Raw genomic sequence first — 25736 nt, 5'->3', positions numbered from 1 at the left:
CGGCGGTGCTCGCCGGCCGTGACGGACGGAAGGAGTGTCTCAGACGAGCCTCCGCGCATGCCGAATGCCCCCTCCCCGCGGCGACGCTCCGCACTGCCGAGCCATTCCCCTGCATCCAAGCGGCTGTGCGGATTGCCCACCGATCTCCGCTCGGAGAGATATTGAATGAAGGGCATGAGCAACATAGTTTGCAGTTACCTCGTCCGCAGGCAGTGCGTACGGGACGCCCGGCTCCTTGCCACCGCTCAAGCCCCAATGCGGGACCTTCGAGGAAGGAAAGCGATCGTGTCTAGTTCTCTGCCAAAGGAGACATCTACCCCGACCGAGCCACACGGCTACACCTGGGGGGACGCCCGCGAGATCAAGACTGATGACCTGAGAGCGGGGGACACATTCGTGAATCCCGGCCTGGGGGCGGCATATGTAGTCGACCGCGACGGTCGCGCGCGAGGCGCGCGGATCGCATGGGAAATGCCCATGGACGGCACGGCGTGGACCGTAGTCGCCCGGCAGGGCCAGACCGTTACGGCAGTCAGCCACATGGGCCGCATGGTCCGGGACGAGCTGTCGCAGACCGCGCACGTGCTCCGTGTCGTTGAGTCGCCAGGGTTGTCTGACCCTGCGTTCACCGATGAACCGTGGCGGGGCGGGCAGTGGTGCGGACTGCAGACGGCCTACGGAATGCCGAGCGCGGGGTTTTGTGGCCGACGGAAGGCGCTGGGCCTTCGGCTGTGCCAGCAGCATCATGACGACCTGGGAGCCGAGATCCGCTTCTGGGCGCCAGGCAACGCCGAGGGCCTCGCGCTGGTGCACACGATCCACGGATGGTCGGTCTATGACCAGTACGGCGACCTTTGCGCGTCTTCCGATGACCGCGCGCTCATGGAGCGCACCTATGGCTTCTGCCTGACCTGGGAGGGGGAAATCAGTACAGCCGCTCCGTATGGAACGTAAGGGCAAGGAACCGGCACCGGTCGCACCCACGAGTACGCGCTGGTGCTGCCAAGTCGACCAGTAAGCCCTCCGCCCGGCGTCCCCAGCGGACGCGGGTGGACGTGGGGCGAGGCGGCGGAAAGGGGCGAGTGGGGCCCGTCCGGGCTGGCCCCACCGTCCCCGTGCGCGGCCCCTTTTCCTTCCCTCAATCAACCTCCTGCTTGGACGCATCCATTCTATTGAATGTATCCATGCGGCATCATAGTTTGCATGTGAGGCAAGCGGGTGCGGAACGCACCGCAGCGGCTCCCGTCGCACTACGTCGGGGCGACGCACCCCGTGGACGGTCGCCCCGGATCACCTGCCCATCACATCAAGGGGCGGGCATCACCGGCCCCGCCTTCATCGCCCGCTCATCTCCAGTCAGAGGCCCCTGAACGGCGCCTCTTCTATGAAAAGGGAACTGATCTATGCCCCATCCCGAACTCGCCAAGCCCGTCGGTGCCAGCCCGGCGAAACCGACCATCAGCAACCTCGCCCAAGAGGCCAAGTCCCTCGGTGTGACCCGGCTGTCCGACTTCCTTGATCGATCGGGCCGCGACATCACCGATCTGTACCGGGGCAACACCTCGTGGACAGCTGTCCTGCGCCGCGCAGACCTCGTCCCTGGCCCCGTTGCACCAGGGGAGCAGGAACTGCTCAAGCGCATGCACGTCTTCCTCCACGCCGACGACACCGAACGCACGGGGGCATACATGCGGCTCGTAGCCGACGACGCACCCCTCTATGGAAGCCTCCCAGAGCGGGACAAGACCCTCGCCCGGATGCTCTTCTTCAACCTCTGGGACAAGGCCGGTGGCTTCACCTCCTACGAGGGCGGCTTCGACGCACTGCGCCAGCAGCCCGCTGTCCGGAGCGAAATCAGCCAGATCCTCGCCCATCTGATGCAACACAGAGCACTGCGCCAGCCCACGCCGCTGGCAGGCCCGCACGCCCACATCCCTTTGAGCGTCCACCATGCCTACAACCGCTCGGAAATCCTCGCTGCCCTGGGCGTGGCTCGCCTCGGCGGGCAGCTGCCCGGCTATTTCGCCCAAGGTGTCCTGTGGGACGCGGAGAACCGGACGGACGCTCTACTGATCACCCTGAACAAGAACGAGCGAGACTTCTCACCGACGACGTCTTACAAGGATTACCCCCTGAGCCGAACCCGGTTCCACTGGGAATCGCAAAACTCGACGGCCAACACCTCGCCTACGGGACAGCGCTATCAGCAGCACGCACAGCGGGGGAGTCACATTCTGCTCTTCCTGCGGGCCGACAAGGACACGCCGATCGGCAAGGCCCAGCCGTGGACCCTCCTCGGTCCTGCGACGTACGAACAGCACACGGGCAGCAAGCCCATGGCGATCACGTGGCGCCTTCACCACCCGCTGCCCGACGAGGTATGGACCTCCCTCCCGACAACCGGGTAGCTCGGCGATTTGCCGGGGGGTGGGTGGTGGCTCTGCGGCCCCACGCACCGCCCCCGCCGCCGAGTGCGGCGCCCGACCTGAACCGTTGCTGGCTGCTGCTTCCCTCGCTTGACGGGCCCCTCCGGTGGGCCGTGCCTCGCCGCCCCACGGCGGCGGGGTGCGGTTCTGGTGGAGGGGCGTAAGCGCCACACCGCGTGGCTCGCTGGCTCCCGCCCCGAGCACCGCTGATCTATCGGGGGCGCGGCTCGGCGCCGCGTCCCCGCCCCGCCGCTTTGAGGTTCGGTGATGCTGCTGACGAATCCGCTGCGGTTCCCACACGGGTGTTTCCCTGCGCCGCCCCCGTCCGGGCTGTTCACCGCCGGCTGGCTTGCCCGTGACGGCGACGCGTCGGCATCGCGGCCGGGGTGCGTACGGTCCTGGCCGACGCCCGGCCGTGCACCGTGACCCGCAGTCCGCTGTGCGGAGGACTCCACCGGCCCGACGAGCCGGTGAGGCCGTCCGTCGTCTGTGCCGCGCGGCCATGGGTGAGGAGGTCAGGCCGGGCGACACGGTCACCGACCCCTCCGGGGCACCGGGCCACTTGCCTCGGCCCCACCATGCACAGCGACGACGGCGGAGCGACCTGGACCCCCGCGTTCAACGCCCGCGTCGCCTACCCCGATCACGGGGCGTGGCTCTACCCGCCCGCCGTCCTCGGTGCCGTCTACGAGCGGGAGTTCACCCTTCCAGGACCCCCCACCCCATGACCCTGACCCCCGATCTCTGACCCTTGATTCTCGACTGGAGACGATCATGACTACTCCCGGCATCACTCCCGGCAACGTGCCCGGCATCGCCCCTGACGGCCCGGTTTCCTTTCCGCTGCTCTTCGGCGCGCAGGTCGAGGCGTACGCCCTCGCGGTCGACCGGCAGACCTGCGACCGTCTCGCCGCGATGCTCCGCGCCGACGGCCAGACCCTGGCCGCCAACTTGGTGGAGGAAGACCGCGACGTCACCGAGCTGTCCCGCTCCCTGGCCGCCGTCCCCTCCACTCCGCGCAAGGAACACCGCGCCTACTGCCGCCCCTTCGACTGCCGGTGCGGCTGCGACCGGACCCAGACCTGCGCCGACTGCCACCGGTGCGTGTGCTGGCGCGCGCAGTGCTGCGCCCAGGTCGCCGCCGGCCACGCCCGCAGGCAGGCCCGCAGGACCGCGCTGCGCCGTCTCCTGGACGCCATGGGCCCGGCGACGCTGACCGAACTGCGGGAGACCGCCGCCGACGCCGAGGAGGCTGCGCTGCGCGACGTGATCGCCCGCCGGGTCCGGCTCCTCGTGCCGGGTGACGGCCGTCAGTACGACACGGCCGTGTTCGAGGCCCGCGACTCCAAGCTGGGCATGGGCCACGGCGATTACCGAGTCTGCGACGTGGAGCTGTATGCCCCGGGCCAGGACGACCCGAACGAGACCGTCGACCTGGACGACGACGTACTGTGCGCCGCCCTCGGTACACTCGCTGAACTCCTGCGGCCCGAGGAGGGCGCCGACCTGACTGTCGACCTGGCCGTCGAGGACGGTGCCGAGGAGACGACCGCGGAGGACGACGGGCGATGACGGACACAGAACCCCTGCCGCTTCTACTGGTGGACGTGGACGGGCCCCTCAACCCCTTCGCCGCGAAGCCGCACCGCCGTCCGGCGGGCTACCTGACGCACCGGATGAAGCCGGACACCTGGATCGCCCAGCACGAGGGCACCCCGGAGCGGCATGTGAAGCCGCTGCGGGTGTGGCTGAACCCGGCCCACGGCCCCGCCCTCATGGCGCTGCCGTACGACCTCGTATGGGCCACGACGTGGGAGCACGACGCGAACGACTGGATCGGCTGGCGCATCGGCTTCCCACGCGAACGGGACCTGCCGGTCATCGAGTTCGGCGACCAGAGTGTGCTGCGCCCCGACGGCACGTACTTCAAGACGTGGACAGTCGTCGAGTACGCGGCCGGACGGCCGTTCGCCTGGATCGACGACCAGATCAACGACACCGACCGCGCGTACGTGGACCGCCACCACACCGGTCCGGCCCTGCTGCACCAGGTGGACCCGCGCACGGGCCTGACCGACCACGACTTCGCCGTGCTCGCCCAGTGGGCAGCACAGGTCAGTGCGCGGAACACGAGCAGCCCATCGCCGAACTGACCACCACCGGGGCGCACCGGCTGACCCGCCGGTGCGCCCCCGCGCGCCTTGCCCGGTCGGCCACGGCCGGGCAAGGCGCTCATGAGTAGCCAACATGGATGAGGAGGGGACGATGACCCGCAGTCGCGGTATCTGTCCGGTCTGCACAGGAGAGTTCGCCCTGAGGAAAGACGGGATGGTCGGCGCTCACGCCGGCGGCCGATGCGACGGCGCGGGCCGCGCTCCCGCCAAACGGCCCCCGTCCGTGCGCCTGGCCGCCTTCGACGTGCGATGGAGCGGCGTGGACTCCACCACGCCTGCCGGGCACGTCCTGGCGACCGGGGTCGACACTCTGGGGCGGGTGCTGGTCTGTCTCTACGAAGGCAGCGAGCCCAGCGATGACACCTTCAAGGGGTCCCTCGTGCTCCCGCCGGCGGACAGGCTCGGCGCGACCACGACGGCCTACGGCCGGTTCGGCGGCTACGTCGTCGGGTCCGGCGACCAGACCAGCCAGCTCGCCCGCCTGGCCGCCCACCAGCAGTAGACCAGGCGCGCCCCGTCATCGGCCCCGGGGCTGGATGGCTCCCGCGGGGGAGGGGCGCCAAGTGCTTTGTGCAGAAGGAGAATCGAATCGTGAGTGATGTAACGGTGGGACAGCTCTACCGAGACCTGGCGCCGGATATGAAGCCCCGTGACAGGCGTCTGCGGGTTGTCGAAGTCGGAGAGAGTCAGGCGCAGCTGGTCGTCGAGCACGACCTGAGGGGTCATGAAGGCAAGCGGACCCGTGCCAGTCTGGCCCGTTTGCGGTCGGCGGCATTCGAGCTGCTGGAGGACCCGGCCGAGGCCGATCCGCTCTACCTGGCCCTGCTGGCAGCCATCAGCGAGGTCCACCGGCCTGGAGCCACCGCGGCCGACTACGCCCGAGCCGCCCACCGCGCGGTCTCCGCCCCGGGCGGTGCGGCCGAGCAGAAGTGATCGGACACGTGATGGACCCGCGCGCGGGCCTGACTGGCGACGACTTCGCGACGCTCGCCGGAGGGGCGGCCCGCAGGGGAGCCGGACAGGGGCCGTTGCGGTCGGGGGCGAAGCGCGATCCGCCGGCGGTGAGACCGCTTGCTGGCGGTCGTGCTTGGGAACGTGGGCCCGGTCCCGGCCTCACCGGCCGGGCCGAGTCCCGCGGTATCGACCGGTGCAGAGCTGGGCCACATCCCGCCTTGACGGACGGGCGGCGAGAAGGGGCGCGGGGCCTCCCGGCGTACGTCGACGGGTGCGCGAGTCCTGTTCGGCTCATGGGGGGGCTGGTGGTGGTGGCGCGGCGCTGCCCCTTGCGTGAGCGGTGCTGGACAGCTCCGTGGCTCCGTTCATTGAATGGATCTTGCCGTCAGCATAGTTTGCGGTTGTCGGGGCGGTGCCTGCCGCCCCGCCCCGGCATCCGATCCCTGCAAGGAAGGTCAGCCATTCATGAGCGTCCCGAAGTGGAAGATCAAGGGCGTCGTCGACGACTTCGACACGTGCGGTTGCTGCGGCCGTCGCGGGCTCAAGCGCACGGTGGCGCTGATGCCGCTGGACGCGGACGGGAACGAGGACGGCACCGCTGAGGACGTCGCGTACTACGGCACGTCGTGCGCGGCGACCGCGCTGGGCTGGAAGCAGGGGAAGGTGACCGACACCGCCCGCGCGGCCCAGGCCGAGCGGAACCAGCGCGACGACTACGCCCGCCGGATGATCAGCACCTACGCCCCGCTGGAGTCCGCTCCCGTCCGGGACGTGGCCCGCGTCTACTACAGCCGCAACCAGCACCGCCGGGACACGGGTGTGAAGGCGTCTGTAGAGGTGGCGAAGCTGTTGGCTGAGGCCCGCGCCATTCTGGCTGACACCACGACGGGCCCGGCCCGGCCCTCACGCATCGAGGACTTCCGCCGCTACATCGTGATCCTTTCCAGGGACGGGCAGATCTACCTGGTGCGGCGCGTGCCGGAGGAGGAGACCGCGCGCCAGGAACAAGCCGCCGCCGCTCAGCGCCGCGCCGACGAGATCCGGGGCAATGTCCTGATCGTGGCCGCGCTGGACTCCGAGGCCGCGCGCACCGTCGCCTACGCCGACGAGCTGACCCGCGAGTGGAACGCGAAGGCTTGGCAGGCCGCCCGCGCCCGGGTCTGACCGACGACGTCTTCGCCGTGGAGGGTGGTCGGATGGCCGGGCGCGGTATCGGCGGCCTGATGTAGTCCCGGGCGGCACAGGCCCCCCGGGGCCGGGCCGGGTGGGGAGCTCCCGCCCCCGGCTCCGCCACCCGCCCGGCCCGGCGCGGCTCCGCCGCCTTCCCGGCATTCCCGCCCGCCCGGCCTTTGTGGCCACCGGGCCCGGTGGCTTCCGTCCGCCGGCTGGTTCTTACGTTCGTTTCTGTCCAACTCGCCAGGCCCTGCGGCGTATCGCCGTACCGGCCCCGGTGCTGCGGGGTAGTCGTCCCGGCAGCACCGCGCCGCCCTGCACCACACCCCACCGGAGGACACCATGCCCCAGAACATCACCGCCGGAGCCCTCTCCGCGATCGAGCGGCTCACGGACGCCGCGGACGCCTTCGTCGCGGCACTGAAGAACGCGGCCGACCAGGACACCGTGAACCGTGGCTACTGGGCTGGATACATCGCCCAGATCAAGCACGTCACCGAGCACGGCGCCGCAGCTCTCGCGGCGCCGCAGGCGCTCTTCCTCGGCGCACCCGAGGGCAGTGCCGACCGTGGTCGGCTGCTGTTCCTCTTCCAGGCGCAGGAGACGCTGGCCCCGGCCGCGGAAGTCGTGTTCGAGGCGTCCGCTGCGCTCGGCTGGGACGAGGCCAAGGCCATCCGGCGCGGTGCGTCTCTCGCGGAACGCCGAAACGCCTGACCTGCCGCACGCACCGGCCCGCCCCCGGGGGCCGGTGCGTACCGCCGGGCCCAACTATTGAATGTGTAGACGCATAAGAATAGTTTGCAGGTGTCTGGGCGGGGTGGTGAATCCCCCCGCCGCTCCGCCCCGACACCGAACACGCCCGTCCGGGAGAGGACCGCATGACTTCCCAGCTCGCACCGCACCCCAGCTGGCCCAAGCCGCAGCCCGGCTGGACCTTCGTCCACCACCCCATGAACCGGTGCTCCGGCAAGACGAACCGCTGCACCATCGACAAGGTCGAGAACGGCACCGTGTTCTGGCACGCGGACACCGAGGACGCCGCCGCGCGCGGCGGCTACGCCACCCCCCTCTACTGGTTCGCCCACCAGATGGCGCGCGGTGAGTTGTTCACCCCGCCGGAAGTCCTCCGCCTCACCCCCAAGGGCTGCACCTGCCGCTGACGGCCGCCCGCGACCCGTCCGCCCCGAAAGGACTACCGCCATGCACATGGACCCGGCGACCGCCGCGCTCCCGCAGTGGACCGTGACCGGCCTGCACACCACCCTCGACGACTGGGCCATCACCACCCTGACCGTGACCGCTGTCTTCCCCGGCCTCCACATCCCCGCGGACCTGGACGAGGAACTGCCCGAGCACATGAGCCGCTTCGTCGGAGTGGTGCACGCCGCGAGCCCGGCCGAAGCCATCGAGAAGTGCCGCTGACAGCCGCCCCCGGCGCCCACCACGTTCCGGTGGGCGGCCGGGCCCCCCCGGTCCCAGCCCGGGCGCCGGAAGACCGCCTTCACCGACCGTAGAGAGGTACCTCATGAACGACGCGATGAACCCCGCTCAGCAGGCCGCCATCCGTGCCCGCATCGCCGCCGATGTGGCCCGTGACCGCTTCGCCGCGCCCGCCACCATCCCCGTGCTGCGCCTCATCGCCGACCACCTGGACGCCGCCGCCACCGCGTTCGAGTCCTACGACGGCACCACGAACGCCCCGTTCGGCACGGCGATCCCGGCACTTTCCAGCGCGCAGGACCTCATCGCCCAGCACCCCGACACCCGCATCCCGCGCTTCGCCCTCGACTACATCGAGGTACCGCTGACCAGCGCACCCCTGCCGGAGCTGCCCCCGCTCAACCCCGTCAGCGCCAACTCCGCCGCCGAGGAGTCCGTACTGCGCACCGAACTCGAACGGCTCCACGCCGACACCTTCGCCGCCACCGCCGACACCGAACGGTGGTTCCGCAACGTGCTCGCCGTCCTCGCGAAGTGGATGCGCCTCGCGGGCAAGGCCGGCGTCGACAACGCCCGCCCCTGCAACCAGCAGCCCGGACCGGCCACCACGGCGAAGTCCGACCCCCAGCACTGACCCGATCCCGGGCGCGCCCCCAGGTGCGCCCGGGCAGCCCCCGCCGCCGACGGCACCCGCGATAGCCGCCGGACGCGACACCGGGCACCGCTCACGCCCTGGCCGCACCCAGCAGCGTCGGCCACACGCCCGGACAGAACCGCAAGGCCCCGGCCCTCCGGGACACTGCGCAGCCCGCAACCCCCGCCCTGTTGAGAAAGGCACCCCTTCCGCATGACCAAGAACACCGACGCCACCCGCGTTCCCGACCACGCCCCCGGCCATCCGCCGGCCCCGGCAGGGGAGTCCTCTGCCTCGGATGTCCGCACGGCCATGGACGCCTCCGGGCTCGCCCCGGGCGACCTGGTCGAGTACGACGGCCGGATCGTCGACGCCGAGGAAGACCCTCGGTACGTGCCGGGCGGCCGAGGCCGGATACGCGACGTGTGGGCGGCCGGGGGAGAGGTGGTCGCACGCGTCGAGCGGGAGGACGGCGACAGCGACGCCCCCGCGCTGAAGGACCTCCGCCCAGCGACCACCACCGTCTCGAAGGCATCCGGCGAACTCCGCGCGGGCGACATCGTCCGCACGCACGGAATGCGCGTGCGGCTCGACGAACCGAACCCGCCCCACTCCACCGACACCGACGCTGACGACGACGTCGTCCATTCCTGGGCCGGGACCGTGCTCAACCTCGCAGACGTCCACGCCGCCGGACACGTCCCGCGCCTGTTCCTGCAGCGGTGGGCGGGCGCGGCCCTGGTCCGTGAGGATGCCTGGACCGTCCAGGGCGCCAACGCCGTCCGACGGGACGTCGAAGTACCGCTGAAGGCCCCCGAGTCGTCGGCGCTGCTCGTCGCGGCCCTGCGCGCGAAGGGGCTGGAGCCCTTCGCCCGGCAGGGCGGGGTCGTGACCGTCACTGCGCACGGCATCGACTGGACGCTGGAGCCGGTCCCGCACGCGGTCACGGGCGAGTGGTGCGGCGTGTGGTCGGCCGTCGGCCCCAAGGGCTCACGCGGCATGTTCGTGGCGGACAACGCGGCCTCCTTCATCGTGGACCGCCGCGTCCCGTAGCCCCGACAGTCCGACCAGCCCTGTGCAGACGCGAGGATGCCTCTGCATACGCAACCTTCATTGAATGGAGATCGTCAACAGCATAGATTGCAGGTGTCGGGGCGGAGTGGCCACCTCCCCGCCCCGACACCGACGATTCTCAACAGAAGGACTCACACCATGGCCGAGAGCCAGACTGGACCGGACAGCACGATCACCGCCATGCAGACGATGCTGACCACCCACGGCCTCAGCGCATCCCCGACCGGTAAGCACGTGCTGACCGTCGAACTGCACAACGCCACCCCGATCACGGTGACCACCACCGGCGGTGACAGCCCCCGCTGGACAGCGCGCGCAGGAGGCACCGCCGTCTACGACAGCCCCGCCGCCACCGACGCCGCCACCGACGCCGCCACCGACGCCGCCACCGACGCCCTGTGGGCGGCCGAAGCCGTCACCCGCTACGCCGCCGAGACCGAGCGCGGTACCGATCTCACCGACAGGTTCGGCGGGAGCCTCAACATGATGCTGGAACGGGCGTTCGCCGCTCACTCCATGCCCACCAGAGTGCACCCGGGCAGCACCATGTCGTACTCCGGCCTGCTGGCCGAGCTGCCGGACGGGAACGACATCTCCATCTGGGACACGGTGCACGAAACCCTCACCGTCCCGGCCGCCGAGTACCGACGTTTCGGCGCCTACCACCGCCTGCTGAACGGTGGGCCCAAGGACGGGGACGTACCGGAGGAAGAGATCCCCCTCACCCGTACCAGCTCCCTGTGGGGCGATCTGGCAGTCCTGATCCACACGGTGAAGTCCTTCACCGACGCGGTGAAGTAACCCCGCCGAAGCGCCCGCCCTGCCCCCGGGCCGGCCCGCCCTCCCGCTGCTGCGCCCGCCCTCACTTCCTGACCCGACTCCGGAGAGACCCATGTCTGAACGTGACAACGACCTGATCGTCCTCGACCGGCTGCTCAACCGAGCCGACAGCGAAAGCGTCCCCCACATCCTCGCTGCCGCCCGCGCGGCCCGGTACCTGTGGCAGTGCGCCAACGCCGTCTGCGGCGCCCACAACGGGCGGGGACAGCGGTACTGCACCGGGTGCGGTTGGGGCTCGAAGGGCAGGCCCGTCGGCGACATCACCCCGAGCAACTACGGCGTACCGGAGCGGAAGTGGGCGGCGCTGCGCCAGGCGCTCACCGGCCACTTCGCCCAGGACGAGCAGCGGCCGGACGCCGTGGTGTTCGACTACGAAGACGGCCCCGGGTGGCGCGCTGCCAAGGTGGCCGCCATGTACGGCGGACGCGCCGAGCCCATCGAGGGCGGATTCCGCGACCGCGACCGCTTCGGGTCCATCGGGCGGGTCCTCGACGGCCTCACCCGCTTCGAGAAGCCTGGCTACTGCGAGCACATGCGCATCGTCCTGTCCGCCTGACCCACCCCCGCGCGCGCCCTGCCCGGCCCTCTCGCTCCGCCGTGGACGACACCGCGCTCTCCTGCCGCTCACCACCCCACCCGCACCGGCGCCCGGTCCCGGCGTCTCCCAGCGCCCCGGGCGCCGGTGCCCGCCACGAAAGGCACCCCTGTGCCCAAGCTGACCATTCTCCAGGCCGTCATCCACGCCACCGGAGAAGACGACCGCGAGACCGTCCTCGACGTCCTCAACGAGTACCGACTCGCCGTCGACCCCGGGGCCAGCGACCCCGACCCCCTGACCACTGTCGACACCGGCTGCGTCTACGCCACCCGCACCACCACCGACACCGGCGAACTCCTCACCGCCTCACTGCTGGACACCACCCACGACACCGCATTCACGATCACCCAGTACCCCACCGATGCCGACAACGGCCTGTACATCACCCACACCCCCCAGGACGGCACCCGCCGCGCCCAGTGCAACGCCCACGGCATTCCCGTCGCCCCTCACGCCCGCGACGAATCCGCCCAGCCCGCCGCGGGCATTCACCGCCGCATCCGGTCCTTCCTCGACCTGTCCACCCTGCACCTGGCGCCAGCCACCCGAGACGTCCTCAACACCATCGAGGGCGTGCTGAGTTACCGCCTCGAACACGGCTGGCTGATGTACGCACCAGTGGGCGCCGCCGACCTGGCCCGGACGCACGCCTGGCCCGAGGAACTGCTGCCCATCGTGCAGCTGGCACGCGCCCACGACTGCGCCTACATCCTCTTCGACGCGGACGCCGACACGACCGAACAGCTCCCGGTGTTCGACGACTGACCCCCGCCCGGCCACCTGCCGCGCCGCCCCGTCCGGCACCCCCCAGAAAGGCCCCGTCATGCGCACCCTGGTCCTCGCCGGCCACCCCGAACCGCTCGCCCTGCCCGACCGGCCCACCACCGACGACTACCCGCCGCTCCCGCACGGTCTCACCCTCGATGACGCCGTCGTCCGCCGCGCCCACCAGGTCGGCCCCGGCGACCTCCTGCTCGCCGAGTTCACCGGCGCGACCGGTCCCGGCCCCCGCCCCGTCGAGCACATCCCCGACCCCTACCCGGCCGCCCCGCACTCCCTGCCCGCCTGTCCGTGCACCGGCTGCGAAGCCTGCGACGCCATGGACAGCTGGACTCTCGCCGATCACAGCCGCACCGCCGACACCGGCTGGCGCTACGTGTGTCTGGCCTCCGCCGAGGACGGCGAGCCGTGCACCATCGTCCTGCGCAACCGGCCCGTGGCGATCATCCCCGCCGACGTCGTCGCCCGGGCCCGCGCCCAGTACCCGACCCCGCCCCCGGCCGTGGCCGCCGACGCGCCCGGCACTCCGCACACCGTCCCCGCCGCCGAGTTCACCCGCGCCCTGCACGCCTGGAACACCGGCCACCCCCACGCCATCCCGGCCGAGGCCAGCGACACCACCCCCGTGCCCGTCACCGTCGCCGGAACGACCGTCGACGTCCACCCCGGCCTGCTGCGGATGCTCACCGCCCTCATCACCGACCAGCAGAGCACCTTCACCCATCCCGAAGGACACTGCCCGCACTGCGCTGGCACCGGATCAGCCGCCCACGCGACCGGCCCCGACCCCGCCGACTTCGACTCCTACGGAGGAAGCGACGGACTCGTCTACCACGGCTTCGGAGAGCCCGACATCGAAGCCACCGCCGAGGCTGCCGCCCAGGCCCACACCCCCCAGGCGGATCAGTGACACAACCGAACTCCCCGGCCTTGAGAACCCCGACCTGCACTTCCCGAAGCCCGGCGGAGTCCGCCACGCCCCCTACGGGACCAGCCGCCGTACCTGAACCACACCCGACGTACAGGCTCTGCGAGCCGAAGACGCCTTCACCGCCAAGCACGGCCCCCGCGGGGCACCTGGCCTGAAAACGGCGCGGCAGGAAGAAGGGAGCGGTGGCCCTGGGGCTGATGTCCCATGCCCCGTGTACCTGGATTTCTCGGGCGGCTTCCCGAGCAGCGCATATTGAATGGATGATCTGAAAAACATAGATTGCATGTGTCGGGGCGAGGTGACGACAGCCCCCTTGAGTCACTCCGCCCCGACACCAGCAGCCGGGGCAGCGTCCCGCCGTACCGAACCAGGAGCGATCACATGGCCGCCGTACTGACCCGCACCCACCCCGGAACCGACCTGCACATGGGCGCACTCCTGCGCGACGCACTGACCCGCCACGGCGTCACCAGCATCCGCGTGGACAAGCCGTGGCCGTCGCTGCCGAACGAGTACCTGGTGGCCGAGGTGCCCGGCCGGGCACCGGTGTGGATACACGCCGCCTCGTGTAACGGCGCCACCCACTACGACATCCCGCGTGGTGAGCTGATGGCCGTGGCCGCCGTCGTCACCGACGAGACGAACACCCGCTTCGTGTACGACGGGTTCTCCGACAACAACGTGCGGCCGGCGGCGCAGGCCGAGACGTGCGCGGAAGCCGTCGCCGCATTCCTGGGTGTCCAGGCCCCAGAGCCGGAGCGCGAGTGCCTGCACTGCGGGCGTCGTATCGAGTGGATCGAGGCCGACGGTCAGGGCGCTTGGTACGACTCGTCAAACGGGACCGGATGCGTGGACGTCGTGGACGGCGCAAACCTGCACGCCCCGGCGCCACTGTGCTGGTCGTGTGAGGACACCGGCGTCATCGAGACCTTCCACGCGTCCACGGATGCCCTGATCGGTCACCGGCCGTGCGACGACCGGCCGTGTGTGAAGCGGCGCAGGAAGGCGGCATCCGAGGCCGAGGCCGAGCGGGCCCGCGCCGAGGCCGAGGCGGAAGCGCACGCGGCTGTCTGCACGCCGCAGTGCTGCCCTCCCTTCTAGAGCATCGCTCAGCCCCCGCCACAGCAGGTCCCCGGCCCGATCAAGTCGGGCCGGGGAGCACCCAGCCGCACGCACTCGCAAGATCACCTCACCACCTGGAAGGAACTACCGGTGACCGACACCACTGGCCCCAAGCTCACGAAGAAGACCCGCGCGTTCGTCACGCCGGGCGCCCCCTTCGACACCACCGAGGACGTCACCGGACACGACTTCGAAGCCCACGGCGTCACCCTGTTCGTTCACGCGATGCTGTCCCTTCCTCTGACCGGCGGAGGGATGCGGCGCCGCTGGGTCGTCCGCTACGCCGAGACCACGACCACCACGAAGGCCGGGACGTTCCTCGTGCTCCGCGCCGACAACATCACCAGCCGTACGGAAGCGGTCGCGTTGGCTGTACGGAGGATCAAGGTGCAGCAGGAGGCCGAGGAGGCGCCCGCCCCGCGCACGGCCGCCGAACAGAAGGAAGAACAGGCATGTGAGCGGGACCGAAAGGCGGAGGAGCGTACGCGGCCGACCAGCGCGCACGTGTACGTCTCTCCCCTCTCGGGGCGTGCGACGTTGCATCTGATCGGCGCCGACGGGGGCCAGAACCACGAGCCCATCAAGCTGGACGGCAGCCACCGCAGCCCGCAGCACGCCGGAGCGGACGCGGCGATCACGGCCCTGGGCAAAGCCGGTTTCCGGTGCGCGCCGGGTGCCTACTGGCGCCAGCACGCCACCCAGCGGGACACGGCGGTACTGGCGATAGTGCCGACCCGCGCCTACCTCGCCTACAACGAGCGCCGGTTCGGACCGCGCCCGGCGGTACCCGCAGTCGCGGACACCACCATCACGGCCCGCCCCCAGCGGGGATGGTGGGACGTCATCACCGCCGACGGCGAACGGTACGCGCTCACGTGGTCCCCGCAGATCGCCGGTGACCGGTGGACGCTGTGGGGCGGACCCCAGTACACCCAGCTGATTCGCTCCGGCAGCCAGAACAAGGTCCTGTTCGTCCTCAAGCACCCCGCGCACGCCCGCGTCGCCTGCGCCCGGGACTGACCACACCAGTGCGGCCCCGGGCGGGCGAACAACTCCCGGGCCGCACACGGCGCCCAGCTCACGGCCGGCCACGCCACGCACTGACGTTCCCCGGCCCAGACGCGACACCCACCCGCTGCGGTCCTCGCCACCGCCCCGGCAGCCGAAGACGCCCTCACCGCCGAGCACAGCCCCCGCGCGACATGGCCCGCTGTCCTGCGCGACGCCCGGCTCACCCCGTATCCCCGCGCCCACCCGACCCGGAGACAACGCCTGATGACCGCGCATCTCACCGACACGGAGATCGACGAGATCACCCGCGAGTTCAGCCTCACCGAAGACGACCTGGACGAGCTTGTCCACGACGCGTGCAGCAACACCGCCTCGAACAAGGTCAACGGCGACCGTGACGGTCTGGACTTCTGGGCCGCCTACGACCAGTTCCACGACGACGCCGAACAGCACGCCAGCAGCATCAACAACAGCGGCACCGCCGGACAGCTCCGCTTCCTCGCCGCCTTCTGCGGCACAACGCAGGCGCTGCGATCCCTGCTCCAGGACCGGCACCCCTAAGCCCGCGCCGAGCGCCCGCCACCGCGGCGTGGCTCCGCCCCCACGGCCGAGCCACGCCGCCCGGCCCGGCCTGGCCCGGCACGCACCCCACCACCGACTCACGACAGGAACAACCCATGCTCAGCGACGACCACCTGCCCGCCCTCCAGATCACCATCCACGCCACCACCAGCAGCGACCTCCCAGCAGTCCTGCACGCCCTCAACACCCACCACGTCGCAACCGACTTCACCGCCGACGACACCCACCCCCTCACCGACCTCCAGCCCGGCCACACCTACGTCACCCGCGCCGGCGCCGACACCGCCGAACACCTCGCCACCGCCCTCATCACCACCGCTCCGAACACCACCTTCGAACTCTCCAACGACCCCGCCGAAACCCAGGACGGCGTCTCCATCGCCTACCACCCCGACACCGGCCTCTTCCGCGCCCAGTGCAACGCCGACGGCACCCCCCTCATCCCGGCCGAAGAAGTCCGCCACGCCCTCGCCCAAGCCCCCCGCGACATGCTCGTCCGCACCTGGCTCACCCTCCATGCCCCCGCGCTCCTCGGCACCCACGTACGCCACGCCCTCGCCCGCACCAGCGACCACCCGCAGCACGCGTTCCAGCACACCGACCAGACCCCCGACCACGGCCAGGCCACCCGCTGCGGCGCCTGCGGCACCGACATCACCTGGTACTACGACGACCCCGAAGCAGACACCCCCTACGGCCACTGGCTCGACCCCGAAGGCCGCGACCTGTGCCCGGTCACCGACGAAGACGCCGACGACCCCGGCCACGCCCCCGCACCCACCCCGGCCGACTTCCACCAGGCCGCGCTCTACCTCCCGCCCGACCCCGCCGACCGCGACCACTCCTTCCCCGTCACCGCCCTGGCCGGACTCCGCATCGGCGCGTACATCGACGACACCTACACCCTGACCCTCGGCATCCTCAACGACACCGCCCACCCCGCGCTGCGCACCACCCCCGACGGGCAGCTCGCCGTCAACCTCCACATCGGCTCCCGCCCCCTCCCTCTCCCCGCCCCCGACCTTCGCCCCGGCTACAGCTTCACCGTGCCCGCCACCTACGTCCGCCTCACCGTCCCCGCCGACGACGAGAACGCCGCCGACACCGCAGCCCGCGCCCTCGGCGACGAAGTCCACGGCCCCGCCTCACTGCAACGCCTCGGCGTGGAGGTCACCGAGATCGCATTCGCCGACCCCAGCGAAGTCGAACGCGACGACACCCCCGCCCACCACCCGGGCCAGACCGAAGACCCCGAGTGGACCGTCACCGGCGTGCGCTGGAACGAGTCGCCCGCGGATGTCGACGCGCTGATCGTCCTGCCCGGCACGCACAAGCCCGCCGGCCACGACGTCTCCGACCAGCTGAGCGGATGGGTGCGCCACCTGCGCGCGCCCGACCCCGACACCGCGCTGCGCCTCGCGCAAGCATCCGCCGCCTCCCCCGAAGCCGTCGCGGCCTTCCGCGCCGACGACAACCACTGACCACCACCTCCCGCGAAAGGGCCCCACGATGACCGACGCCCACTCCATCCACCCGCCCGCCACGGCGGACCAGCTCCGCACCCGCGCCCAAGCCCTCTCCCGCCACATCGACGCCCTCACCACCCTGCGCACCGCAGCCGAGGACCCCGAGATAGGCCGCGCCCTCGCCGCGCTCCTCCCCGAACGACTCGGCGGCACCTCCTTCACCCCCCAGGGCCTGGCCGAGCAGATCACCGACGCCCAGCGCGAGGAGACCAACCTCAACCACCGGGCAACGCATCTCGAACACGGCCAGCACACCCCGCGCCCCGGAACCCGGTTCCCCGCCGATCTCCTCCCAGCCGTCCCCGCAGACCACTGGAACACCGAGAAGGTCTCCGACACCACCGTCGACGACGACCAGGTCGCCACCACCGTCTACACCCTCGACGCCCCCACCGCCGACGAAGCGGAACGCCGACTCCTGGCCTGGATCAGCCACAGCTTCCAGGACGACCTGAACGATGCGACCGCCACCGCCACCCGCCCCAGCCAGCCCGGCCACTACACCGTCTACCTCACCCAGCCCGTCCGCCACTGACCTACCCGCGAACCCGCCCCACGGGCCCCGGCACCCAGCGTGCCGGGGCCCTTTCGCGTCCCCGCGCACACTCCCTTCCCGCCCCACGGGACACGCCTCCCGCACCTCCCACCTCGCAGGTACCGTCACCCCTCACAGACCACCCACACCCTGGGGGAGGGGAAACACCAGTGACCACCGCACCGCAGCCCAAGCGGCCCGCCGACACCAGCGCCACCGTCGCCGAACTCGCCACCATCCTCGACACCGTCGCCCTCATCCGGTTCACCGAACCACGCGACGCCCGATCCGGCCGCGCCCCGGACGCCATGACCCACTGGCTCACAGGCGTCAACCGCGTCTCGGAGATCCCCACCCGAGAGGGCACGCCGCAGTACGAGGTCGCCAACTCCGGCTTCTCCCGCCACCTCCCGGGTGACCACAGCATCGACGTCTGGTTCACTCCTGCACCCGCCCCGGCCCCCGCGCCCTACGCCGCGCCCGCCCCGGCCGTCCAGCAGTACGCCGCAGCGCCCCAGCAGCAGTACGTCCAGCCCGCGGCGCCCGCCCAGCAGCCCGCCCCGGCCGCCCAGCCGCAGCCCCAGTACGTTCCCCAGCCGGCCGCCCCCCAGCCGACCGGTGAACGTACCGCCGCGCCCTGGATGAACCCCCAGCGCCCGGCCCCCGCCGCACCCCAGCCCCAGGCACCGACGGCACCCCAGCAGCCCGCCGCGCCCGGCTACCCCGCCCAGGGCCACTACCCCCAGCAGCCCCAGCAAGGCGGCGCCCACCCCGGGATGCGCTGACCGCCGCCCAGGGACACAGGGACACCCAGGGACACACTTCCCGGCATTCCCCACGCACCCCCAGTCAGGCCCCCTCCAGGGGCACAGGGACACCCAGGGACACACCTCCCGCATTCACCGCCTCGCGCCCTACACCGCCCCGGCCTCCGTCCCCCTGACCTCCTCCGTACCCCCGTCCCCACCAGCCGGCCGCGTCCCACCCGGGCCACCGGAGGCGACCGGCCGGACCCCGCCCGCCGCACCCCCGCCCCCGGCATGCGGAGCATCCGCCGCCCCGGTGCCGACCGGGCCCCCGGCACCCGGTCCCGACGTCAGCCGCGCCTCTCCGCCCCGGGCACCCGACTCCTGCACCGGCTCCTGCGCCCGGACCAGCCGCCGCAGCTCCTGCACATCGGTCCGCCGCAGCCCCAGCCGCTCCGCGACCGCCCCCACCGGCTCGTCCTCACCCAGCATCGCCACCACCGCCGCCCCGGCCTCCACCCGCGCCGCCTCCACCTGCTCCACCACCCGCTCACGGATCGCCCGGATCTCCCGCTCCCCGTCCTCCCGCGCCAGGTCCTGACGCTCGGATGCCACGAAGAAGTCGGTCGCCCGCTCCACCAGCCGCTGCTGCCGCGCCATCGGCGCCATCGCCAACTGCTGCGCCCGCTCCCGCGCCGCCACCATGTTCGCCGCAGCCGACGCCTTCGCCTTGGGCTTCCTCGCCATCTCAACTCCGTAACCGGCCCCGAACCGTGGGCTGCGCCCGGACGGCACCCTGCCGCCCTCCCCGGGACCCCGTACAGGCAGCCTCACCCGGCACCCCCGCCCGATCGAAGGGCTCACCCCACCGAGCTGTCCGCGCTCCCGCCCCACGGGCCACGACCATGATTTCTGCCCACCCAACGGGAGGAAGCAAAGTCGTCCTACCCCGTTCTCCGGGACAACCTGCATACCCCGCTGCTCCTTGCTGCTGGTGTCTGTGCAGGTCACCGGGCTGTAAGAGGGAGACAGAGGGAGGGGACAGGAGGAGGGAATGACATCTCTTGCAACTCTGATCGCCTCGTAGCGTCGATGCCGTGGCAGTAGAGATCCGCAAGCTGACGGCGGCCGCGGGGTACCGGTATCTGCTCGCGCAGACGGTCCGCGCCGAGTCTCTGCCTGCCGCTGACGGCTCCCTGAACGCTGGTGCCCCGCCGGGGGTGTGGATGGGGCGTGCCGCTGAGGTCCTGCAAGTGGCTGGGCAGGAGGTGCTGCGGGCACAAGCGGAATCCCTGTTCGGTCTCGGCCGGCATCCGCGTGCGGTGGAGATTGCCGCCGAGCGGATCGCCGCCGGGGACAGCGAGCAGAAGGCCTGGCGGGCCGGGAAACTCGGCGCCGCCTACTCCCAGTTCAGCGACCCGACCGCCACCGACCCGCTGCTGGAGCGCATCGAGGAGGTCCTCGCGGAGGCCACCGCGCGCAGCGGAGGGCCGCTCACCGACGACCAGCGCCGGGCGATCCGCCGACACGTCGCGGCCCAGTACTTCCGCGCAGAGTTCCACCGAGGCCCGGCCTCTGTCGAGGAGCTCGACGGGTACCTGCGGATGCACACTCAGCCGGTGCGCCAGCCCTGCCTGGGCTGGAGCTTCGTGGCCGCCCCGCAAGGCTCGCTGCAGGCCCTGCGGATCCTGGGAGGGGAGGAGACACGCGAGGTCATCGACGCCGCGCACACCGAAGCGCTCGAGACGGCCCTGGCCTGGATCGAGGACCACGCGCTGGCTACCCGGGCCTCCAGCAAGGGCAGCATCGCCCAGGAACAGGTGACCTCCGGCCTGGTCGCCGCCCGGTGGCGGCACTACACCGCGCGCGGGGACCCGGGCGACCCCCATCTGCACGATCACATCATCGTCGCCAACCGGGTCCAGGGCCCGGACGGGAAGTGGCGCACGATCGACGCGCGGCCGCTGCTCGCGCATGGAGTGACCATCAGCGAGCTCTACAACACCACTGTCATGCGGCTGGTGTCCGAGCGCCTGGGACTCGCGGTCCGCGAGCGGATCACCGCTGCAGGCCGGCGGCCGATCCTCGAGATCGCGGGCCTGCCCGACGAGCTCATCGACGCGTTCTCCACCCGCGGCAAGACCGTGCGGGCCGAGCTGGAACGGCTGGTCGCCGACTACTACGTCCGCCACCAGCGCACCCCGCCCCCGGCGGTCTGGTACGCGCTCGCGCAGCAGGCCGCAGTCACCAACCGGCCCGAACTCAGCGCCGCGCGGCCGCTGCGCACCCTGCAGAAGATCTGGTTCACCGCCGCCCGCGCGGCCCTCGGCGACGTCGACGCACGCCCCGACGAAGCCCTCACCCAGGCCCTGCTGGACGCCGTGCGCCAGGCCGCCGCCGACGCCGAACCGGCCCCGCAGGAGATGGATCCGGACACCTTCGAGCGGCAGGTCGCCACCGCCGCCTTGGCCGAAGTCGCCGAACGCCGCAGCGTGTTCGCCGCCCAGCACGTGCGCGCCGAGGTGCTGCGCCAACTCGGCTACCACCTCGCCCGTGGCCCCCTGCCCCAGGGCCTGGTCCTGGCCGAGGCGACCGAGCGCATCACCGCCCGCGCACTGTCGGACCCCACCCTTGATGACCCCGTCGTCGACCTGCGCCCGCCCTCCCTGGTCGACCTGCACCCCGAGCAGCAGCGCCCCGACGGCAGCAGCGTCTTCCTGCGCGTCGAGGCGCCCGCCTACACCACCCGACGGCTCATGGCTGCCGAGGACGACCTCCTGGCAGCCGCCGACACCCTGGTCATTCCCGCCGCCGAAGAGGCCGACTTCGCACGTGCAGCCCGCCGCCATCCGCACCTGGGCGCGGCCCAGTTGGCCCTCGCCCGCTCCTTCGCCTGCGGCGACAAACTGCTGTTGACCGGCATCGGCCCGGCCGGATCCGGCAAGACCTCCGCGATGAAACTGGTGGCCGACACCCTGGCCGCATCCGGGCGCCGCCTGGTCGCCCTGGCCCCCTCCTCCCGCGCCGCCCAGGCCCTCGCTGATGACCTCGGTGCGCCCGCCACCACCCTGCATGCCTGGCTGCACCACCGCGACCAGCACGCCAAAGGCCTGGCCGACCAGCGGTTCCCCCTCGCCCGCGGCGACGTGATCGTCGTCGACGAGATGGGCATGGGCGGCACCCTCAACCTCCAGCGGATCCTGACCCAGGCCCGCGCCGCAGGCGCCCACGTCCGGCTCCTGGGCGATCCCCTGCAGCTGTCCGCCGTCGACGCAGGAGGCGTGCCGCGCCTGCTCGACCGCCACCCCGACACGGTGCGCCTGGACGAACTGCACCGCTTCACCACCCCGGGCGAAGGCGCGGCCACCCTGGTACTGCGCGACGGCGACCCGGCCGACGTCTTCACCTTCCACCGCCAGCACCGGCGCATCCGCTCCGGGGACCCGGCCGACATGCTCGATGCGATCTACGCCGCGTGGAGCACGGACATCGCTGCCGGGCTGAGCAGCGTCATGATGGCCCCCGACGCGGCCACCGTGCGCGAACTCAACGCCCGTGCCCAGACGGCCGCCGCCGCCCGCGGACTGCTCGACGTCACCGCCCACCGCCAACTGCGTGACGGCACCCGCGCCCACGCCGGCGACACCATCGTCACCCGCCGCAACAACCGTGCCCTGCCGGTCCTGAAGGGCCGGGACTTCGTGAAGAACGGCGATGCCTGGCGGGTGCTGACAGTCCACCCGGACGGCTCCTTGACGGTGAAGAACACCGCCCATCACGCCACGATCACCCTGCCCGCCGACTACACCGCCGCCCACGTCGAGCTCGGATATGCGGCCACCGTCCACCGCGCACAGGGCATGACAGTCGACACCGCCCACGCCTACGCCACCGCCTCCTCCTCCCGCGAAAGCGTCTACGTCCAGCTCACCCGCGGACGTCGCAGCAACAAGCTCTACCTCGGCATCAGCGAACCCACCGAGGACCCGGTGGCCGACGAGGCCGCCGCCCTGCACCAGATCGCCCACGCCCGCCGCGCCGCGACCTCCGCCCACCAGCTCCTGCGCGACCTGCAGGACGAGTCCACCAGCCCGGCCCTCCACGCCGCCCAGTACGCCGACACCGCTGCCCGCGCCGCCACCGCCCGCGCCCGGGCGCTGCTGCGTGAGATCCTGCCCGCCCTGGCCGACCAGACCTACACCGACGAAGGCTGGCCCAAGCTGCTGGCCGCCCTCACCGCAGCCGAGCTGGCCGGCCACAGCACCCGCCGCACCCTCACCCGGATCAGCAACGAACCGCTCGACGACAGCGGCGAAGACGACACCGCCTCCGTCCTGGCCGACCGCATCTACCAGCTCGTCGCCACCACCCCGCGCCCCGCCGCCGACCGGCCGCTGGCCGCCTACAGCGACACCCAACTCGCCCGCCTGACCGCCCTCGCCCTCACCCACCGCGCCCACCTCCAGCGCCGCGCCCCCACCGCCAAGGAGCGCTACCACAACGCCCGTTCCCGCGCCCGCGCCAGCCGCTTCGTCGAGCTCATCAGCGCCGAGCGTGACCTGCGCGCACGCCTGCCCGACCGCACTCCCCACGCCGCCCGCCACAGCGGCCCGGTCCCCGACTGGGTTGCCGACGCCCGCCTCGAACACGACCCGGACACCCCTGCCGACTGGCGCGGCCACCTCACCGAACGGCGCCGCGTCCTGGGCCAGCTGCTCGCTGCCCGGGGCCTGCAACTGGCCCAGGAACCTCCCCCGTGGACCACCGTGCTCGGGCCCGTCCCACCCCAGGACACCTGGCAGCGCCGCGCCTGGCAGACCACCGCCGCGCTCGTCGAGACCTGGCGACACCGCACTGCATCCCTGCCCGACACCGACGGCACCGGTCCGCTGCCCCGCCCCACCAGCGGCCACGACGTGCCCGCCTACAACGACCTCGCCACCCGAATCCGCACCCTCACCCGCCCAGCCACCCGGGAGATTGCCACCTGGCCCACCGCCACCACCGCCTGGCAGAGCGCGCTCGACGGAGCCCCGCCCCCCGCCGTCTGGATGGGGCAGATGCCCTCGCCACGCCCCGGCGACAGCGCCCACCGGGCCCGCTGGTGCGTCCTGTTCACTCGGCTCGCCGCCTGGCATCAACACCGCCCCGAACTTGGCGAACAGCTGCTCGGCCCGCCGCCCGGCGACCCGGCGGATACCCGCGCCTGGCGGCAACTGCACACCGAACTCACCGCGCTGCGCACTACCGCCCCGCCCGCACAGCAGCCCGCCGCCACCGCCCCGACCACGCCGAGACGGCCCGCCCGGTGAACCTCCACCACCCCACAACGCCCCATGCGCCGACCGATTTGCGGGCCCGCTGGCGCGACCTTCCGCGCCACGCCGCACTGGTGCAGCGCCGCCTGGGACCGCCCGCCCGCACTCGTGCATCCCATGCCGCCGGCACCACGCTGTGGCTGTTCCAACTCACCTACGCCCACGCACAGGGACGGCTCCTCGCCTATGGGGGAGCGGTCCTGACCGTCCGCGGCCCGGCCATTGCGCCCGCCCGCGCCCTGGCCGCGACCGGCGCTCTGCTCCTGGCCGAGCTCGCCCTCACCGCAGGCCTGCTGCTGCCGACTGTGCTCGGCGCGGCAGCCGAGGCCGCCGGTGCCCCGGCCCCTTGGACGCGGTGGAGCGCGACGGCCGCCACCACCCTGATCACTGCCTTGCTGCTGCTCGGGCTCATCCGCCAACTCGCCGCAGCCCGGACCGTTCGGGCAGTCGAGTCCTGCCGTCGCGCCCGGCTCCGCACCGGCGGAACCTGGTGGACGGTGGGCAACCTGGCCTGCCGCGAAGACGACCCTCTCTCCGCGGCCCACCTGGTCCACGCGGCCCTCGCCTACGCCGACGGCCACGACGTCGGCGCCATCGCCACGGCCCGGACACCAGCGCTGTACCGCACCTACCTGCGCTACGGCTTCGCCCCCGACCCCGGCCACCCGGCCGTCCTGGTCCGGCCGCCGCGAGCGGGCCGCCCTGCGCCCCGCCGCCGTACCAGTCCCACCCCCGTCTCTGCCCGGACACGAGGCGCGCCCGGCCGGGTCTGGACCCGGCCGGGCGCCCGCAGCCGTCCAAGAGCCGAGCGGACACGGCGCTGAACAGCACACGTCCCCGCGCGGCACGGACCGTCTGCGCCGGTGTAGTCGGCTACGCGGTGCGCGACGGATCCCCTCAGGGAGTGCGGCGGCGGATGGCGATCACGGTGCAGTCGTCGCGGTACCCGTCGGCGTCCGCCTCGGCGGCCGCCACCAAGGCGTTTACCAGGGCCTGCGGGTCCGCCTCGTGCAGGTGGCACAGCCGCTTCCAGGTGCCCTGGTCCACGTGGTCCGAGACTCCGTCCGAGACGAGAAGGACCAGCGGGACCTCCTCGGGAATCTCCACGAGCCGGCAGGTCGCCCACCCTGCCTGCGCGAGGCCGAGCCGCGCGTAGTCGTCGTACTCCTTGGCGAGCTCCGGCGCGTGTCCGCGTTGTCCGCGCAGATAGTTCCCCATGGTCATGTCGGTGCTCCACAGCGTGAGTTCGCCGTTCCCGTAGCTGTAGGCGCGTGCATCGCCGATCCAGTGCACCGCAGTCGGCCGGCCCGGCTCCACCGAGGCATACACGGCGCTGGCATGCGGTGGAACGTCGTACGCGTACGCCATCCGGCCACCCGTGACCAGACCGGCCAGGCCGCCCTCGACCATGCCCATCTGCGTGATCACCGCAGGCACCGTCGCGGCATAGCGCACTACCTCCTCACGGTGCCCAGCACCATCGACGACGACGGCGCACACGCGGCTGCCGCGACGCTGGAAGTCCGCTCCGTCAGCGCACGGCGGCTCGGTGCCCGGGCGTTGCGCCAGCCCCACCATCACCATCTCGGACGCCTGGGTGAGCATCGTGTCCATCTGTTCCTCCTTCGGGTCCGGGCCCCCGACGGGCCCGCCACTTATACGCCGCCGAGCAACTACATGGCGGCAAAGAGGGCCAGACAGCGAAGTTGAGGCGGGTGTGACGCGTGGGACGAAGCCGCCCGCGGCCGCATCAGGCGTGAGCCGACGCCGGGCCGGGCACGCGCACCAGCCCGGTCCTCCCGCCAGGAACACAGGACGCAGCCCGGCGGGACGGACGGGCCGTGGCCGGCAGCCGTTGAGGGTGCCATGCCG

General features: G+C 72.0%; 27 protein-coding genes. 25 read left to right on the top strand and 2 right to left on the bottom strand.

Annotated elements, in window-relative coordinates; all coding sequences use genetic code 11:
* Positions 1–477 precede the first annotated feature (477 nt).
* The 23 genes from ACZ4VK_RS26200 (at position 478) to ACZ4VK_RS26090 (ending at position 18585) form a co-directional block, all read left to right on the top strand.
* On the top strand, positions 478–954 hold the full coding sequence (locus ACZ4VK_RS26200) for a hypothetical protein (RefSeq protein ID WP_468356667.1): 477 nt from the start codon (positions 478–480) through the stop codon (positions 952–954).
* A gap of 449 nt (positions 955–1403) precedes the next feature.
* On the top strand, positions 1404–2408 hold the full coding sequence (locus tag ACZ4VK_RS26195) for a DUF3427 domain-containing protein (RefSeq protein WP_468356664.1): 1005 nt from the start codon (positions 1404–1406) through the stop codon (positions 2406–2408).
* A 596-nt stretch (positions 2409–3004) separates the two neighbouring features.
* Positions 3005–3154, top strand: coding sequence for a hypothetical protein (locus ACZ4VK_RS26190; RefSeq protein WP_468356661.1), 150 nt, complete (start codon positions 3005–3007; stop codon positions 3152–3154).
* A 46-nt stretch (positions 3155–3200) separates the two neighbouring features.
* Positions 3201–3998 (top strand): hypothetical protein, encoded by a 798-nt coding sequence (locus tag ACZ4VK_RS26185; RefSeq protein ID WP_468356658.1) that lies wholly within the window; start codon positions 3201–3203, stop codon positions 3996–3998.
* Entirely contained in the window at positions 3995–4579 is a 585-nt protein-coding gene (locus ACZ4VK_RS26180) for a hypothetical protein (RefSeq protein WP_468356655.1), read from the top strand. The genes ACZ4VK_RS26185 and ACZ4VK_RS26180 overlap by 4 nt, the downstream gene beginning before the upstream one ends.
* Positions 4580–4754: 175 nt before the next feature.
* Complete coding sequence (locus tag ACZ4VK_RS26175; protein ID WP_468356652.1) at positions 4755–5102, top strand: hypothetical protein; 348 nt, start codon at positions 4755–4757, stop codon at positions 5100–5102.
* 68 nt (positions 5103–5170) lie between these two features.
* Positions 5171–5533 carry a DUF6354 family protein gene (locus tag ACZ4VK_RS26170; protein ID WP_468356649.1) on the top strand — a complete coding sequence of 121 codons (363 nt, stop codon included), beginning with the start codon at positions 5171–5173 and terminating at the stop codon, positions 5531–5533.
* A gap of 486 nt (positions 5534–6019) precedes the next feature.
* On the top strand, positions 6020–6718 hold the full coding sequence (locus ACZ4VK_RS26165; protein WP_468356646.1) for a hypothetical protein: 699 nt from the start codon (positions 6020–6022) through the stop codon (positions 6716–6718).
* A gap of 351 nt (positions 6719–7069) precedes the next feature.
* A complete protein-coding gene (locus ACZ4VK_RS26160; protein WP_468356643.1) occupies positions 7070–7441 on the top strand; it encodes a hypothetical protein in 372 nt (123 codons plus the stop codon).
* Positions 7442–7605: 164 nt separating this feature from the next.
* Positions 7606–7887: a hypothetical protein gene (locus tag ACZ4VK_RS26155; protein ID WP_468356640.1), complete on the top strand. Its 282-nt coding sequence runs from the start codon at positions 7606–7608 to the stop codon at positions 7885–7887.
* A gap of 40 nt (positions 7888–7927) precedes the next feature.
* The gene (locus ACZ4VK_RS26150; protein ID WP_468356637.1) at positions 7928–8149 is read left to right on the top strand and encodes a hypothetical protein; all 222 of its coding nucleotides are present in this window, start codon (positions 7928–7930) and stop codon (positions 8147–8149) included.
* A gap of 103 nt (positions 8150–8252) precedes the next feature.
* A complete protein-coding gene (locus ACZ4VK_RS26145) occupies positions 8253–8801 on the top strand; it encodes a hypothetical protein (RefSeq protein ID WP_468356634.1) in 549 nt (182 codons plus the stop codon).
* 213 nt (positions 8802–9014) lie between these two features.
* Positions 9015–9854: a hypothetical protein gene (locus ACZ4VK_RS26140; protein ID WP_468356631.1), complete on the top strand. Its 840-nt coding sequence runs from the start codon at positions 9015–9017 to the stop codon at positions 9852–9854.
* A 159-nt stretch (positions 9855–10013) separates the two neighbouring features.
* On the top strand, positions 10014–10676 hold the full coding sequence (locus tag ACZ4VK_RS26135) for a hypothetical protein (protein ID WP_468356628.1): 663 nt from the start codon (positions 10014–10016) through the stop codon (positions 10674–10676).
* Positions 10677–10767: 91 nt separating this feature from the next.
* Complete coding sequence (locus ACZ4VK_RS26130) at positions 10768–11271, top strand: hypothetical protein (protein WP_468356625.1); 504 nt, start codon at positions 10768–10770, stop codon at positions 11269–11271.
* Positions 11272–11421: 150 nt separating this feature from the next.
* Positions 11422–12078 (top strand): DUF5983 family protein, encoded by a 657-nt coding sequence (locus ACZ4VK_RS26125; protein WP_468356622.1) that lies wholly within the window; start codon positions 11422–11424, stop codon positions 12076–12078.
* A gap of 58 nt (positions 12079–12136) precedes the next feature.
* Complete coding sequence (locus ACZ4VK_RS26120; RefSeq protein WP_468356619.1) at positions 12137–13003, top strand: hypothetical protein; 867 nt, start codon at positions 12137–12139, stop codon at positions 13001–13003.
* Between the two features lie 402 nt (positions 13004–13405).
* Positions 13406–14125 (top strand): hypothetical protein, encoded by a 720-nt coding sequence (locus ACZ4VK_RS26115; RefSeq protein WP_468356616.1) that lies wholly within the window; start codon positions 13406–13408, stop codon positions 14123–14125.
* Positions 14126–14236: 111 nt separating this feature from the next.
* Positions 14237–15166: a hypothetical protein gene (locus tag ACZ4VK_RS26110; RefSeq protein ID WP_468356613.1), complete on the top strand. Its 930-nt coding sequence runs from the start codon at positions 14237–14239 to the stop codon at positions 15164–15166.
* A 255-nt stretch (positions 15167–15421) separates the two neighbouring features.
* Positions 15422–15718, top strand: coding sequence for a hypothetical protein (locus ACZ4VK_RS26105; RefSeq protein ID WP_468356610.1), 297 nt, complete (start codon positions 15422–15424; stop codon positions 15716–15718).
* Positions 15719–15834: 116 nt separating this feature from the next.
* The gene (locus ACZ4VK_RS26100) at positions 15835–17220 is read left to right on the top strand and encodes a DUF3145 family protein (protein ID WP_468356607.1); all 1386 of its coding nucleotides are present in this window, start codon (positions 15835–15837) and stop codon (positions 17218–17220) included.
* 28 nt (positions 17221–17248) lie between these two features.
* The gene (locus tag ACZ4VK_RS26095) at positions 17249–17800 is read left to right on the top strand and encodes a hypothetical protein (RefSeq protein WP_468356604.1); all 552 of its coding nucleotides are present in this window, start codon (positions 17249–17251) and stop codon (positions 17798–17800) included.
* A 170-nt stretch (positions 17801–17970) separates the two neighbouring features.
* A complete protein-coding gene (locus ACZ4VK_RS26090; RefSeq protein ID WP_468356601.1) occupies positions 17971–18585 on the top strand; it encodes a hypothetical protein in 615 nt (204 codons plus the stop codon).
* A 129-nt stretch (positions 18586–18714) separates the two neighbouring features.
* On the opposite strand, the gene ACZ4VK_RS26085 is transcribed toward ACZ4VK_RS26090, so the two are convergent.
* Positions 18715–19293: a hypothetical protein gene (locus tag ACZ4VK_RS26085; RefSeq protein ID WP_468356599.1), complete on the bottom strand. Its 579-nt coding sequence runs from the start codon at positions 19291–19293 to the stop codon at positions 18715–18717.
* 350 nt (positions 19294–19643) lie between these two features.
* Here ACZ4VK_RS26085 and mobF point away from each other — a divergent pair, with 350 nt between their 5' ends.
* On the top strand, positions 19644–23858 hold the full coding sequence (mobF, locus tag ACZ4VK_RS26080) for a MobF family relaxase (RefSeq protein WP_468356596.1): 4215 nt from the start codon (positions 19644–19646) through the stop codon (positions 23856–23858).
* Positions 23859–23938: 80 nt separating this feature from the next.
* Positions 23939–24688, top strand: a complete 750-nt coding sequence (locus ACZ4VK_RS26075; protein WP_468356593.1) for a hypothetical protein — start codon at positions 23939–23941, stop codon at positions 24686–24688.
* A gap of 73 nt (positions 24689–24761) precedes the next feature.
* Here the strand turns inward: ACZ4VK_RS26075 and ACZ4VK_RS26070 are convergent, their stop codons facing one another.
* Positions 24762–25478, bottom strand: coding sequence for a SpoIIE family protein phosphatase (locus ACZ4VK_RS26070; protein WP_468356590.1), 717 nt, complete (start codon positions 25476–25478; stop codon positions 24762–24764).
* Between the last annotated feature and the right edge of the window lie 258 nt (positions 25479–25736).

The sequence above is a fragment of the Streptomyces sp. NPDC028711 genome, assembly GCF_055565415.1.
This window is presented reverse-complemented; position numbering and strand designations above follow the sequence as displayed.